The following is a 14356-nucleotide window of genomic DNA, read 5'->3' on the forward strand; positions in this document are numbered from 1 at the left end:
GGCCACCAAGCGGTGGCGGCTGGTCGAGGTCCTGGAGAAGGCCAAGTAAGGTCGCTCTCCGGCTGAGAAGGTCGTAAACGTAGGGCCCACTTCCCGGTTTCGGGAAGTGGGCCTTCGTCATACGAGCCGGCAAGCATCGTCTACACGGCGATCTCGAAGGCTGAGCCACTGTTGAGATCGGGTGTTCAGCGGGTCGCAGGATCGATATAGGGCTCATCCCGGGTAAGCGCCCAGTCGATCCGTTTCCGTTGGCTGGGGTCCATCGGCAGCGCGCCGATACGATCCAAAGGCACCCATTCGACCTCGGTGCTCTCGGAGCTGGAAGTCGGCGCGCCCCGATAGGCTCGGCTCGATAGATGACCGTGAATTCCTGGCGCACCTCATCGTTGCTTGTGTAATGGATGACATGGCCCGGGTCGTCGAATCTATAGATGCTGTTGTACAGCGGAGTGCGATGGGTCCGGACGTCGACCATTGGTACTGAAACCCGCTGTGGCACCACTGATGCAGTGGACCATGGGGTCGTTATCTGCCATAGGGATGGGTGACCGGGACCACGGTCAGCAAGCTGTCGAGCGCCCGGAAATCTTTCGGATTCACCGTGTAGAGCGGTATGCGGTGGGCCGAGGCGATGGCGGCGATCATCAGGTCGACTCGGCGCGGTTTCGGATTCCGGCCGGAACTCAGGACGGCGGCCACGAGATGGCCGTAGCGGCGGGCGGCCGCGGTATCGAAGGGGAGCGGGTCGAAGTGCGCTTCGGCGTTCTGGAGCCGTTCGATACGTTCGGCGCGTTCGACCGGATCATCGGTGAAATGTGGCCCCGCGGCGAGTTCGGCCATGGTGACTGTGCTGACCGCGATGTCGTCGGGGAGTTCTTCGGGGTTCAGGCGATTGATCAGTATCAGGATGTTCGTATCCACGAGACCGCGAGGTGGCGTGGTCATTCGTCCGTGTCCTCGCTAGAGGCGCCACGCCGATGGGCACGGTCGTACGGGTCATAGAGTGAATCGTCGACGGAGCGATCGAGATCGGCGAGGGCGTTGTCCGTGGACGGCAGGTCGCCGAAGGCCGAGAGGACTTCCGCGCGGGGTACCCAGACCCGGCGCCTGGTGTGGCGGTGTGGAACCAGGTCGGCGACCGGCGAACCGTCGACAGTGATCGTGTACGACTGACCGGCTCTCACCTCCCGGAGGACACGGCTCACCTCGTTGCGCAGTTCACGCTGCGGAATCTCGGAGAACTCGGCTGCCGAAGTCATACAGATATCCTAGCCCGCGCGCTACAGTATTGCTACGGAAATGCTACACCCGAATATGGGTGTGACCTCACGATGTCGAATCGGCCGGGATGATCCCGGCCCGATATCGCTCGCCCCACGATTCGAGTAACCCGGCCACCGGCCGCAGGGTCGCGCCGAGTTCGGTGAGGTCGTATTCCACCTTGGGCGGGACTTCGGCGTAGACCGTGCGCCGGATCAATCCGTCGGCCTCCAGCTCGCGGAGTTGGCGGGTGAGCATGCGCTGGGTGATGGAGGGCATCGCGCGGCAGAGTTCACCGAAGCGCAGCGTGCCGTCGAAGAGGTGGTTGATGATCGCCATCTTCCATTTGCCGCCCACCACCTCCATGGCGGCCTCGATCGTGCAGTAGTCGGGCATGTCCTCACGCACGTGACCTCCTCGGTATACAAAATGACCCTACCGCACAGAAAAGACCGTACTTGTTCATTCGGTCGGTAGCGCGGAATCTGTTTGCGAAGCAGTTCCGATGAGTGCGAGGAGTTCCCGTGACCGTTCATTCCGTCCTGGCCGCTACGCGTATCGGTGGTCTCCGGCTGCGCAACCGAGCGGTCGTGGCGCCCATGTCCCGGGTGAGTACCGAAGGAGACGGCGTGCCGACGGCCGACATGGCCGAGTACTACGCGCGGTTCGCCGCGGGCGGGTTCGGTCTGATCACCACCGAGGGGACCTATATCGACGCGGAATTCAGCCAGTCCTATTCCGGCCAGCCGGGAATTGTGACGGCACCTCAGCTCGACGGCTGGCGGGAGGTCACGGCGCGGGTGCACGTGGCGGGCGGTTCGATCGCGCTGCAGTTGATGCACGGTGGCGCGCTGGTCCAGGAAAACCCGTTCCGGGATCGGACGCTCGCGCCCTCCGCAGTCCAGCCGAAAGGCGTCCAAATGCCCGCTTACGGCGGTACGGGACCGTTCGCGCTGCCGGAGGAGGCGACGCGGGCGGACATCCGGGCGATCATCGCCGGATTCGGAGCCGCGGCGGAGCGGGCCCGTTCGGTGGGGTTCGACGCAGTCGAGATCCACGGGGCGAACGGCTATCTCATCGATCAGTTCCTGACCGATTACACGAACCTGCGTGGCGACGAGTACGGCGGTGCGGTCGAGCGCCGTATCCGGTTCGTGGTGGAGGTGGTCCGGTCGGTGCGGGCAGCGGTGGGAGCGGAGTTCCTGGTGGGGTTGCGGCTCTCCCAGACGAAAGTCAACGATTTCGACCATCGATGGTCGGGCGCGGCCGAAGCGGCGACGATCTTCCGAGCGGTCGCTGCCGCCGGAGTCGACTATCTGCATCTCGCGAGCGAGGGGCGGGATTGGTACGACACCGCCGTCCTGGACACGGGTGAAACGATCACGCGGCTGGCCCGCACGATCACCGGGCTGCCGGTGATAGCGAACGGCGGTATGCACGCGCCCGGTCTCGCGCGCACAGTGCTCGACGACGGGCATGCCGACCTGGTCGCGCTGGGCCGGGGTGCGCTGGCGAATCCGGATTGGCCGCGGATGATCGCCGATGGCGCCGACCCTGTCGAATTCGACCGCGCGATGCTGCAACCCGAGGTGACGCTGGCGCAGCAGCGTTCCTGGGAGCACGCGCATCGGCCTGTGTTCCGATGAACGGTGTGGCGGTCGATGCGGAGAGTGGTTTCGCGAGGGCCCGGCTGGCGGCGGGTGCGCTGTTCGCGCGTGCGGGCGATATGGGCGACCAGGTCCTTCTCGTACACAAGACCTACGGCATCGGCTGGGACCTGCCGGGTGGGTATGTGGAGCCGGGGGAATCCCCGGTGCGGGCGTGCCGCCGTGAGGTCGCCGAGGAGCTCGGGATCGACTGTGCGCCCGGTCGGCTGCTGGTGCACGACTGGGCGCCGAACCCGGGCGAAGGGGACAAGGTCCTGTATGTATTCGATTGCGGAGAACCGGACGATCGCGCCATCACACTGCAGACCGCGGAACTCGACCGGTGGGAATGGGTCCCGGCGGATCGGGTGGAGAGCCGGGTGGCGCCGCGGCTGGGCCGGCGGTTGCGGTGGGCGTTGGAGGCCAGAGCACGCGGGATCGGTCTCTACCTCGAGCACGGTGAGATCGGGCCGCCCGGGGTCGACCGGTGAACGGGGGCGCTTCCACCTTTCTCTTCCGGGCTTCCCCGGCCACTGCGCCGGCCGGCTTTCGTGGTGTGTCGGGGCACACGAAATGTGATATAGGGGAGGGCGGTTGACCTACCGGGGGGTGACGCGGCTACGGTGTACGAGCTATGAGGGACGCTGCGACAACGATTTCGGGGGCCTGGCAGATCGAGGACGGCACAGCGGTAACCTTCCGCGATGCCGCGGTGGCCTGGGCGATGGCCGCTTACGAGGTGCTGGGCGAGACCGCCACCGAGTACGGGTACTACGTGACCGTGCAGGAATTGGCCGAACGGGTGCAGGAGATGTCCGGGGTGCGTACCGACGCTCCGACCCGCACCTGGATGGACGCGATCCTGCGCAAGGTGGCACGACGCTGCCACAATGCGGGCGAGCCGCCGCTGACGGCGCTGTGCGTCAAACGCAATCTGAAGGTCGGCGACAGCTACAGATATGTGCTCGAACTGGCCGCTTTGCCGATTCCGGCCGATATCGAGACCCATGCCGCCTACGCCCGGTGGGCCTGCTACGCGGCCTACGGAGCGGATGTTCCGGCCGACGGTGGGACGCCGCCACTGATCCCGCGCGGCGGGAGTGCCCGGCAGGCCGCGGCCGCCACCCGGCAGGCCGCCGCCAAATCGGATCCCGGGGCGCGCACCGTGGTGTGTTCCAGCTGTTTCATCCAGTTGCCGGCCACCGGGATCTGCGAGCACTGCTGATCCTGCGGGCCGGCGTCCTTACGCCAGCGTTGTATGCCAGAGCAGCGCGGCGGTGAGGGCGCCTGCCCCGTTGACCGCCCAGTGCAGCGCGATGGGTGCCAGCAGGCTGCCGCTGCGGTGACGCAGCCAGGTGAACACCACGGCGGCGGCCGCGGTCGCGACCACGGCGATCAGCACACCGGCGATCTGCCCGAGCGCGCCGCCGCCGATCAGCTCGGACAGGCCCCGGTTCCCGGCGGTGAGTCCCAGGGACGAGGCGATATGCCAGAGTCCGAACAGCAGTGACCCGGCGGCGAACACGCCCCGGGCACCCCACGCCCGGTCCAGGGTGCCGTGCAGAACCCCGCGGAACGCGAGTTCCTCGGGGATCACGGTCTGCAACGGGATCACGATCATCGAGGCGATGAGCGCGCCGGAGATGGTGGCGTAGCGGTCGGCCAGGAAGAACGGGCGGGTCAGCGGGAGCGCTGCACCGATGATCACCGCCGCCAGCACCACCCCGACCGCGGCGAGTGCGTACTTGGTCCCGGCCCGCCAATGGCGGGGCGACAGGCCCAGCTCCGACCAGTGCAGGCCGCGCCGGCGCATGAGTCCCAGCAGCGCCAGGGCGGCGATCGGCACGCTCACGAGGTTCGCCCACACGGTGGTGAAATGGGCGATCAGATTGGTGCAGGTGAGGACGACCACAACGACCGCCACATCGGCATAGGCGTGGACTCTGGGTCGCGGAGCTGCTGTTTCCTCGGTAACCGGGTGGAGCATTCGGCCCAGTGTACGGATGGGCAGAGGGTGCCCGGCGTCGGCACGGAACCGGTACTCAGGAAGTGGGAGCCGCGTCTACCGCCCCCGCCCAGCCCTGCGGGTCGGTCCAGGCATGGAGGCTACGGATACTGTCGAAGCGCCTGTTCTCGCCGGTCACCGGGTCGGTGAAGGCGAGGGTGGCGGCGCGCAGTTGCAGTGGGCGGGTGAAATCGTCGACGGACTTATCGGTGATCACGGGAAAGAAATCGTCGCCGAGAATGGGGATGCCCAGCGAGTTCATGTGCAGGCGCAACTGGTGGGTGCGGCCGGTCGCGGGATGCAGCCGGTAGCGGGCGATATCGCCGCGCTGTTCGAGCAGTTCTATCCGGGTGCGGGCGTTGGGTGTGCCGGGCACCTCTTGGGCGGCCAGGATGTGTTTCTCCTTGATGATGCGGCTCTCCAGCGAGAGCGGGAAGATCAGCCCGCTCCGGTATCGGGCGACCGCCTCGTATTCTTTGCGCACCAGCTGCCGCTGGAACAGCGTCTGGTACGAGCCGCGGCGGGCCGGGTCCACGACGAACAGGACCAGACCGGCGGTGGCGCGGTCGAGGCGGTGCGCGGGGATCAGATCGGGCAGGTCGAGTTCGCGGCGCAACCGGACCAGGGCGGTCTGCAGGATATGACTACCTCGCGGAATGGTGGCCAGGAAATGTGGTTTGTCGACGACCAGGATGGTGTCGTCGCGGTAGACGATCGGCAGGTCGAAGGGCACCGGTTTCTCGTCGGGCAGGTCGCGATGGAACCAGACGGCCCCGCCGGGAACGTAGGGGGCGTCGGGCGCGAGCGGCCCCTCGAGGTCGACGATCTCACCCGCGCGCAGCATCTCGTCGATCCGGGCGGGGTCGACGCGGGGCAGCCGATGGACCAGATGGTCGCGTACTGTCGCCCATTCGCCCTCCTCGGGCAGCCGCAACCGGGCCGGGTCCAGCCCGAACCGCTTCGGCAGCGGAGGCTGCTGCCTTCTTCTCACCGGTCGGAGCTTAGTCCGCGCGGCGCGGACGTCGCCCGGCCCGTCCGCGCCGGGTGACGACGGCTACTTCCAGTAGCCCTGGGCCTTGATCTGCGTTTTCGGCAGCGCGTGGGTGGTCCGCAGGCTCTTCACGATGGCGCGGGTGCTGGCGGTGTCGCAGGCGACCCAGGCGAAGGCATCCGGCGCGACGGTGAGTTCTTCGGCCTGTTCGCGCATTCCGCGGCCGTCGTCGATGCGCTGGATCCAGGTCACCTCGTGGTGCGGTTTGTTGCGGACGGGCAGTCCGGTATCGGATTCGTACTGCCATTCCAGCCAGATCCGGGCCGGGACGTCGCCGATCGCTTCGAGCAGTGTGTTGATCGCGGGCAGCGAGGCGGAATCGCCGAAGATCACGTATTCGCCGGGGGCGGTGGCGGGCAGTTCGAACTTGGAGCCGAGTACCGAGGTTTCGATCACATCGCCGACCTGGGCGTGTTCGGCCCATCGGCTGGCCGGTCCGTTGTGCACGGCGAATTCGATGTGGAAGTGGTCGTTGTCGGGGTCCTGGTCGATCAGGGTGTAACCGCGGTGGTGCAGTTTGTCGGTGTCGGCGTCGGGGATCCACAGCCGGATGAACTGGGTGGGGTGCACCGGATGGTCGGCGAGCAGACCGCCGGCGGTGAAACCGATGCGGATGTACTTGTCGGTGAGCCGTTCCGTGGAGGTGATCGTCAGCCGGTAGTCGTCGGCCCGCCACACCTTCATGATTACGCCATTACTGCCTCTTCCCATAAAGGTTAGCTTAACCTAAGTTTGTTCCGGGATCAGAGCTTCGCGGAGGGGTTCGGAGCAGGCCCTGACCGATAATTCGTCAAGTTAGCCTTACCTATCTTTTTCCCTCGCCCTGTGTGAGGATGAGTCGCGATTCAGCACAACGGCCGAAAGGCGAGGACATGACGGTGCAGGCCGCGCCGCTGACGGCGGTGGAAACGGGGAATCGGCCCCCGCGCGCACAGCAGAAGGCGCAGAAGCAGCGGGAAGCGCAAGCGCGCAAGGAGATCCTGGCGCCGGTGAACGGTGCGCTCACGGCGGCGAGTCTTATCGTCGCGGTGGCCTCGGTCGCCAATGTCGTCCCGTTCGTGCTGATCGTGGAGGCCTGCCGGGAACTGCTGTCCGACCGGGCCGATAGCGATCGCGTCTGGGTGCTGCTGTGGTCGGCGGTGATCGTGCTGATCGTGCGCGGCGTGCTCCAGGCGGTCGCGCTGACCTGGTCGCATCATGTGGACGGTGGTTTCCAGCTGGCCGTGCGGCGCTCGCTGGCCGATAAACTCACCCGGGTCCCGCTGGGCTGGTTCGGCGAACGCACCTCGGGGGATGTGAAGAAGTACCTGCAGGACGATGTCGAGGCGCTGCACTACCTGGTGGCCCATGCCCGGCTGGACTTCGTCGGCGGCGTCGTGGTTCCGGTGGTGACCCTGGCCTATCTGTGCACCGTGGATTGGCGGCTCACGCTGGTACTGCTGATCCCGCTCCTGGCCTACGGGATCTCACTGAGCCGGATGATGGATCGGACCAGCCGGGACAGGCTCGCGGTGTACAACCGCTGGGAGCGCCGGGTACAGGCGGCGACCATCGAGTTCGTGGACGGTATCCAGGTAGTGCGCGCCTTCGGCCAGGCCGGTAGGGCCCATCACGAGTTCCAGGCCGCGGTGGACGGGCAGACCACGGCGTTCACCCGCTGGAAGACTCCGATGATCCGGTTGCAGGCGATCGCCGATATCACGGTGGCCCCGGTCTTCGTAATGCTCGTGATCGTGGCCGCCGGACTGGGTGCCGTCGGACTGGACTGGGCGCAGCCGCTCGATCTGCTGCCCTTCCTACTGGTCGGGCTCGGTCTGGGCAGTTCGCTGCTCGGTCTGGGTTACGGCGGGGAGGCCTTGCGCGCGGCCGGTGCGGCCGCGGTGCGGTTGTACGACCTGCAGCAGACCCCCGAACTGCGATCGGGTGCGCCGGAGCCGGCGGGAGAGGAAGTCGGTGGTGAACCCGGTCTCGTCCGGTTCGAGGGTGTGTCCTTCGGATATCGCGACGATCACCAGGTGTTGCGCGATATCGACCTGGAGTTGCGGCCCGGCACGCTCACCGCGCTCGTGGGACCCAGCGGTTCGGGTAAATCCACGCTGGCCGAATTGCTGCCCCGCTTCTACGACGTCGGCGCCGGGCGGATCACCATCGGCGGTCGCGATATCCGCGATTTCGGTAGTGACGAGCTGTATCGGACGGTCGGATTCGTATTCCAGGATGTACGGCTGATCCGCGGGTCCATCCGGGACAACCTGCTGCTGGCCCGGCCCGATTCCGACGACGCGACCCTGCGGACCGCCACCCGCGCGGCGCAGATCCACGACCGCATCACCGCGCTGCCCCGCGGCTACGACTCCGAGATCGGCGTGGACGCGATCCTGTCCGGTGGTGAGGCGCAGCGGCTTTCGATCGCGCGAGCGCTGCTGGCCGATACCCCGCTACTCGTCCTGGACGAAGCGACGGCATTCGCCGATCCGGAATCGGAGGCCGCGGTACAGGACGCGCTGGCCCGGTTGGTGGCCGGGCGCACCGTACTGGTGATCGCGCACCGGTTGCACACCATCACCGGGGTCGATCGGATCCTGGTGCTGGACAACGGTGTCCTGGTGGAACAGGGCACCCACGAGCAGTTGAAGACCGCGGGGGGCACGTATCAGCGGTTGTGGGAGATCAACGAGGCCGCTGTGGGCGCGGTCGCGACGGCGGACAGCGGGGATATCCGATGATCGAGAAGTTGCTCGCGCTGGTTCCCGCCGAGTTCTCCCCGCTCACTCCGAAACTGTTCGCCGCGATTCTCGCTCAGGCGCTGTGCCAGGCATTGGCGTATCTGCTGCTGGTACCGGTGTTGGAGGCGCTGTTCGGTGACGATCTGCCGCGCGCGTGGTTCTGGGCACTGCTGATGCTGCTCGCGGTGGGCGCGGTGGCCGTATCCGGTTATCTGCAGACGATTTTCGGTCTGCGGATCGCGGTGGGTATGCAGCGCGGTCTGCAGACCCGGATCGGCGACCATCTCAACGCGCTCCCGCTGGGCTGGTTCGAAACCCACAGCGCCGGAACACTGTCGCGGTTGACGGTCGAGAACGTACGCGAGATCCAGCAGGCGCTGGCCTATCTGATGGCCAAGGTGCTCAACAGTGTTGTGGTGCCGCTGGGGGTCGCGGTGGGGATGCTGTTCGTGGACTGGCGGATCTCACTGGCCATGCTGCTGTCCGCCCCGGTCCTGCTCTCGGTGAACAATCTCGCCGCGCGGTCGTATGCGGCCGCTGACGCGCGTGCGCATACCGCCGCGGCCGAGGCGGATGCCCGGGTGGTGGAATTCGCGCAGGCCCAGCCGGTGCTGCGCTCGCTGGGCGCGGTCGGCGCGGGTAACCGGGCCCTCGATTCCGCACTGGCCGAGCAGAAGTCGGCCTCGACCCGGGTGCTGTTCGCATCGGTTCCCGGACTCATGGTCTTCTCGCTCTGTGTCCAGGCGGTATTCCTGGTCCTCGCCTACATCGTGGTGAACCGGGTGACCGGTGGTTCCATCTCGGTGCCCGCGGCGATCGCGCTCATCGCGGTCAGCGCGCGGTTCATCGAACCGCTCAACCTGGCGGCGCAGCTGGGCAACGGACTGCGCGGCGCCGCGGCCGCGGTCGATCGGCTGACCGAACTGCTGAACGAGCCGACGCTGCCGGAGGCGACCGAACCGGTCACGCCCGGGGTGCCGGGTGTGGAGTTCGACGAGGTCGGCTTCTCCTACCGGACCGGCGAGCAGGTGCTGTCCGGACTCACCTTCAGTGTGGCGCCGGGAACCACCACGGCGGTGGTCGGTCCGAGCGGTGCCGGAAAGACCACCCTGCTGCGGCTGGCGGCGCGTTTCCACGATGTGGACTCCGGCCGGGTGACCGTGGCCGGGCACGATGTGCGCGATCAGCCGTCGGAAACTCTGCTGAACCAGGTGTCGCCGGTATTCCAGAACGTCTATCTGTTCAACCGGTCGGTGGCCGAGAACATCCGGATCGGGCGGCTCGACGCCACCGACGAGGAAGTGCGCCGGGCGGCCGAGGCGGCGCGGGTGGACGAGATCGCGCAGCGGTTGCCCGAGGGGTACGACTCCGTGGTGGGTGAGGGCGGATCGCTGCTGTCCGGTGGTGAACGGCAACGGGTTTCGATCGCCCGGGCGCTGCTCAAGGACGCGCCGATCGTGCTGCTGGACGAGGCGACCAGCGCGCTGGATCCGCACAGCGAAGCGTCGGTGGTACGCGGGATCCACGAGCTCACCCGGGGAAAGACGGTGATGGTGGTGGCGCACCGGCCGGCCACCATCGCGCATGCCGATCAGATCCTGTTCCTCGACGGTGGCCGGATCGTGGAACGCGGGACCCATGCCGAACTGCTGAAGCTCGGCGGGCGTTACGCGGACTTCTGGAACGAGCGGTCCCGGGCCGGCGGCTGGCGATTGGAACAGACTGTCGGATAGTCCATTCCGGAATCGTGAGGTGGGAGCGGGTGAGGTGGGCGTGTCCCCGGCGACCCGCTCGGACGGGTGTGTTAGCTTAGCCTAAGCAAGTCTTTCGAATCATGCGGTGCGCGGTCTGGAGAATCGCACTCTCGCAATGTAAGGTGAGCCTAAGCTCAGGCGTGATAGTGGTTCGGCGGTGGCCGTACCGAGCAGTGCAGGAGGTCCGGTGGTCGATCCGTTCGGGGTCCCCGCCGCCTCCGCTGCCCGTATCAGGAGGTGACTGATGACCGTCGTCGACGATATCAGGAGTGTCGAACCGCTGGTCGTGCCCGGCCTGACCACGGTCGAGCGCGAGCGGATCCTGGGGGAGTGGGCCACGGGGGTCGAACCCTATGATGTGTCCGCCCTGGTCACCGTGATCCGGCACGGCCATATGGTCCCCGCGACCCGATCGGCCGCGCGCTGCGCCGATGAGCAGCTCACCTACGGCGATCTCTTCGACGGTCTCGACCGCTTCCGGGGCGTGCACCGTTCGTCCGCCGTCCCCACCGCGACCGGCGTCGCCGCCCTGCTGGCCGAGTTCATCACCGCCGCACGGGTCGGCGTCGGTCGCTTCGGCCGCGACGGCCTGCTGCTGGGTGCCGACGCCCTCGCGGTCGCCGTCGCCGATCGCCGCTGTGTCGCCGCCGACCGCCGCCTGCGCCGGTACGATCCGGCGGCCCGGCCCGCGGATGTGCGGCTGCTCGCGCTGCCGTGGGGCGATCCGCAGAACGCCGTGGACCTGCTTGCGGCGTGGTCGGCCGGAGCGTCTGTGGTGGTGCCGACCGAGCTCCAGCGCCGGGATCCGGCGCTGCTGGCCGGACTGATCGAAACCTACGGGGTGACCCAGGTCGTCGCGGACGCCGAACTGCCGGTACTGCTGATGGCGGAGGGGGTCGACCAGCTACCGACAGTGGCCCGCTGGGACCTCGTCGGAACCTATGGCGGCTCGGCGCTCGGCGAGGCCGTGCGCTGCCTGTCGCCGGACGCGGTGGCGACTGTCGCGTTCCATTCGACCGCGTATCTCGGGGCTGTCGCCCGCGGTCCGCTCGCGCCGACCGGCTGGACCAGGCCGGTGCCGGGGGCGAAGGTTCTGCTGCTCGACGAGGGCCGGCTTGTTCCACCCGGAGTGGTGGGCGATGTCCATGTGGGCGGGCGTGCTCTCGCGGCGGAACTGGCCGGCGGGTGTGACCGGGAATGCTTCGTGAACGATCCTTATGAGCCCGGCGCCCGGCTGTTCCGGACGTCGCACCGCGGATGGTGGACTCCGGAAGGCCGGTTGATCATCGAATCGTGAGGGGCGGCCGGTCGGGCGGCATGGCAACTCGGGGGATAAAGGATACGGCTTCGTCGCGGGTTCGCCCGTGGCGGAGCCGTCGGCTTATCCGGCGATCGCCGCGTGCCCTGCGCCTGTGGGTATCCGGACCTGTGGTTTCTCGAATTCCTGGACTTTGACAGCCGTTTCGCGCACCGACCTCATGTAAGGTAAGCCTATGCGAAGTCGGGTGGATCGGATCGCGCCATCGCGCGATCGCCACCACGCCAGATGAGGCGCGACGCCGACGAGGCTGTCGGGAAAGTTGGGAGAACCAGTGGACAGACTTCTGGTCGTCGGTGCGGGTCCGAAAGCGATGGCGGTAGCGGCCAAAGCGTATGTGCTGCGGGAGCTGGGACTGCCCGCGCCGCGGGTCACTGTCGTGGAACCGAATGCGGTGGGCGGGAACTGGCTGGCCGCGGGTGGATGGACCGACGGCAGGCACCGCCTGGGTACGAGTCCGGAGAAGGATATCGGTTTTCCCTACCACTCGACCTGGGCGCGCGGGCACAACCACGCGGTCAACGAGGCCATGATGGCGTTCGGGTGGACGGCTTTCCTGGTCGAGCGCGGTACCTACGCCGAATGGGTGGACCGGGGCCGGCCGAGCCCCGAACACAATCTGTGGGCGAAGTACCTGCAGTGGGTCGCGCGCCGATCCGGAGTCGAGATCCTGCGTGGCAGTGTGCGGACCATCCGCGCGGAAGGCGCGGGCTGGCGGGTCACGGTGGCCGACGCCGAGGGCGGCACCGTCGAGACCGAGGCCGACCGGCTGATGATCACCGGTCCCGGCGACAGCCGCCGCGCGCTCGCCCAGCATCCGAAAGTACTCAGTATCGCTGACTTCTGGGATCTGGCCGGGCGGCGGCAATTGCCGGTGTCCTCGCGGGCCGCGGTGATCGGCGGGGGTGAGACCGCGGGTTCGGCCATGGACGAACTGGTTCGTCACGATGTGCTGACCGTATCGGTGATCTCGCCCGGAGCCACGATCTATACCCGCGGCGAGAGTTATTTCGAGAATTCGCTGTTCAGCGATCCCGCGAAATGGCGGGCGCTGAGTATCGCCGAACGCCGGGATGTGGTGCGGCGTACCGACCGCGGCGTGTTCTCGGTGCGCGTACAGGAAACCCTGCTCGCGGACAACCGGGTACACCATCTACAGGGTCGCGTGGTGCGGGTGGCCGATCAGGGCGACGGTGTCGCGCTGACCCTGCGCAACGAATCGCGGCCCGACCAGATGCACGCCTTCGATCTGGTCGTGGACGCGACGGGCGGGCAACCGCTGTGGTTCCTGGACCTTTTCGACGAAGAGGCCGCTGATCTGTTCGAACTGGCCGTCGGCGGCCCGCTCACTCAGGCCCGGATCGAGGCGGCGATCGACCACGATCTGGCGGTGGACGGGCTGCCCGCGAAGTTGTATCTGCCGAACCTCGCCGGGCTGGCACAGGGGCCCGGGTTCCCGAATCTGAGCTGTCTGGGCGAACTCTCGGACCGGATCCTGGCGCATTCGCCGGCGGAGACGGTGGCCGCGGGCGTATCGGCCGCGCGGGCCGGGAGTCCGGCCTGATACCCATCCGACGGGTATCTGAAACTAGGCTAGGCTTGCCTTACTTTTATCGGCTATATGAGGATGAGGTTGGTTCATGCGTATCGTCTCGTTCGGGTTCCAGACCTGGGGGCGAAAGACTCTGCAGGCGCTGATCGACTCCGAGCACGAGGTCGTGCTCGCGGTCACCCACCCCGCCAGTGAAGACTCCTACAAGGGGATCTGGTCGGATTCGGTGGAAGAGCTCGCCCGCGAACACGGAATCCCCGTACACCTGACCGAACGGGCCGACGCCGAGACCATCGACCTGGTCAAAAGCGCGGAGCCCGACGTAATCGTGGTGAACAGCTGGTACACCTGGATGCCGTCGGAGCTGTACAACATGCCCACCCACGGCACCCTCAACCTGCACGATTCGCTGCTGCCGAAGTTCACCGGATTCTCACCGGTGCTGTGGGCGCTGATCAGCGGCGCCGCCGAGTTCGGCCTGACGGTGCACCGGATGGACGAACAACTCGACACCGGCGATATCCTCGTGCAGCATTCGCTGCCGATCGAACCGCGGGCCACCGGGACCGAATTGGTGCTCGCGGGAATGGAACTCATCCCCGGCGCGGTCCACGAGGCACTCGAGGCGCTCGCCTCCGGCACCGCGCAGTGGCGGCCGCAGGACAAGGCCGCCCGCACCTACTTCCACAAACGCTCCGACCGGGACAGCCGTATCGACTGGAACTGGTCCGCGACTGATCTGGAACGATTCGTCCGGGCCCTGTCGGCGCCGTACCCGCGGGCCTTCAGCCACTACCGGGGCGAGCGGATCGAGGTGCTGGAGGCCGCTGTTTCCGCGGCCCGCTACGGCGGTACCCCGGGCCGGGTCATCGTGCAGGAGGACGGCGGTGTCGTGGTATCGGGGCCCGATGCCCATCGTGGTGCCAACCACGGCCTGCTGATCACCCGGATCCGCACCGCGGACGGAACCGAGCACTCCGGCGCCGAATTCTTCCGGCGCGGCGGATATCTGACCGGCACACCGGAATGACCCACTCCGGCCGG

14 protein-coding genes are annotated in these 14356 nt (G+C 67.3%); 8 read left to right on the forward strand and 6 right to left on the reverse strand.

The window, feature by feature from the left end:
• Positions 1-525 precede the first annotated feature (525 nt).
• The 3 genes from IEY68_RS20875 to IEY68_RS20885 all read right to left on the reverse strand — a co-directional run bounded on the left by IEY68_RS20875 (position 526) and on the right by IEY68_RS20885 (position 1668).
• Positions 526-945, reverse strand: coding sequence for a type II toxin-antitoxin system VapC family toxin (locus tag IEY68_RS20875; RefSeq protein ID WP_058857044.1), 420 nt, complete (start codon positions 943-945; stop codon positions 526-528).
• The gene (locus IEY68_RS20880; protein WP_058857043.1) at positions 942-1259 is read right to left on the reverse strand and encodes a type II toxin-antitoxin system Phd/YefM family antitoxin; all 318 of its coding nucleotides are present in this window, start codon (positions 1257-1259) and stop codon (positions 942-944) included. Before IEY68_RS20880 ends, IEY68_RS20875 begins: the two co-directional genes overlap by 4 nt.
• Before the next feature lie 67 nt (positions 1260-1326).
• Complete coding sequence (locus IEY68_RS20885) at positions 1327-1668, reverse strand: winged helix-turn-helix transcriptional regulator (RefSeq protein ID WP_229718891.1); 342 nt, start codon at positions 1666-1668, stop codon at positions 1327-1329.
• A gap of 116 nt (positions 1669-1784) precedes the next feature.
• Between IEY68_RS20885 and IEY68_RS20890 the strand changes: the two genes are divergently transcribed.
• The 3 genes from IEY68_RS20890 (at position 1785) to IEY68_RS20900 (ending at position 4131) form a co-directional block, all read left to right on the forward strand.
• Positions 1785-2906, forward strand: coding sequence for an oxidoreductase (locus IEY68_RS20890; protein WP_058857041.1), 1122 nt, complete (start codon positions 1785-1787; stop codon positions 2904-2906).
• A complete protein-coding gene (locus IEY68_RS20895; RefSeq protein WP_058857040.1) occupies positions 2903-3397 on the forward strand; it encodes an NUDIX domain-containing protein in 495 nt (164 codons plus the stop codon). The genes IEY68_RS20890 and IEY68_RS20895 overlap by 4 nt, the downstream gene beginning before the upstream one ends.
• Positions 3398-3540: 143 nt before the next feature.
• Complete coding sequence (locus tag IEY68_RS20900; protein WP_229718892.1) at positions 3541-4131, forward strand: hypothetical protein; 591 nt, start codon at positions 3541-3543, stop codon at positions 4129-4131.
• A gap of 18 nt (positions 4132-4149) precedes the next feature.
• Here the strand turns inward: IEY68_RS20900 and IEY68_RS20905 are convergent, their stop codons facing one another.
• The 3 genes from IEY68_RS20905 to IEY68_RS20915 all read right to left on the reverse strand — a co-directional run bounded on the left by IEY68_RS20905 (position 4150) and on the right by IEY68_RS20915 (position 6673).
• Positions 4150-4893, reverse strand: coding sequence for a CPBP family intramembrane glutamic endopeptidase (locus tag IEY68_RS20905; RefSeq protein WP_058857039.1), 744 nt, complete (start codon positions 4891-4893; stop codon positions 4150-4152).
• Between the two features lie 55 nt (positions 4894-4948).
• On the reverse strand, positions 4949-5902 hold the full coding sequence (locus tag IEY68_RS20910) for a pseudouridine synthase (RefSeq protein WP_058857038.1): 954 nt from the start codon (positions 5900-5902) through the stop codon (positions 4949-4951).
• A gap of 63 nt (positions 5903-5965) precedes the next feature.
• On the reverse strand, positions 5966-6673 hold the full coding sequence (locus IEY68_RS20915; protein ID WP_058857037.1) for a siderophore-interacting protein: 708 nt from the start codon (positions 6671-6673) through the stop codon (positions 5966-5968).
• A 161-nt stretch (positions 6674-6834) separates the two neighbouring features.
• On the opposite strand from IEY68_RS20915, the gene IEY68_RS20920 reads away from it, so the two are divergent.
• From IEY68_RS20920 to IEY68_RS20940, 5 genes are all read left to right on the forward strand, one after another.
• Positions 6835-8688, forward strand: coding sequence for an ABC transporter ATP-binding protein (locus IEY68_RS20920; protein ID WP_058857036.1), 1854 nt, complete (start codon positions 6835-6837; stop codon positions 8686-8688).
• Positions 8685-10421, forward strand: coding sequence for an ABC transporter ATP-binding protein (locus IEY68_RS20925; RefSeq protein ID WP_058857035.1), 1737 nt, complete (start codon positions 8685-8687; stop codon positions 10419-10421). Before IEY68_RS20920 ends, IEY68_RS20925 begins: the two co-directional genes overlap by 4 nt.
• 265 nt (positions 10422-10686) lie before the next feature.
• Positions 10687-11739, forward strand: coding sequence for an AMP-binding protein (locus tag IEY68_RS20930; protein WP_058857034.1), 1053 nt, complete (start codon positions 10687-10689; stop codon positions 11737-11739).
• Positions 11740-12034: 295 nt separating this feature from the next.
• Complete coding sequence (locus IEY68_RS20935) at positions 12035-13324, forward strand: SidA/IucD/PvdA family monooxygenase (protein ID WP_058857033.1); 1290 nt, start codon at positions 12035-12037, stop codon at positions 13322-13324.
• A 76-nt stretch (positions 13325-13400) separates the two neighbouring features.
• On the forward strand, positions 13401-14342 hold the full coding sequence (locus IEY68_RS20940; protein ID WP_058857032.1) for a methionyl-tRNA formyltransferase: 942 nt from the start codon (positions 13401-13403) through the stop codon (positions 14340-14342).
• The last annotated feature ends 14 nt before the right edge of the window (positions 14343-14356 follow it).

Origin of the sequence: Nocardia jinanensis (assembly GCF_014645735.1) — a bacterium.
GTDB classification, from domain to species: Bacteria; Actinomycetota; Actinomycetes; order Mycobacteriales; family Mycobacteriaceae; genus Nocardia; species Nocardia jinanensis.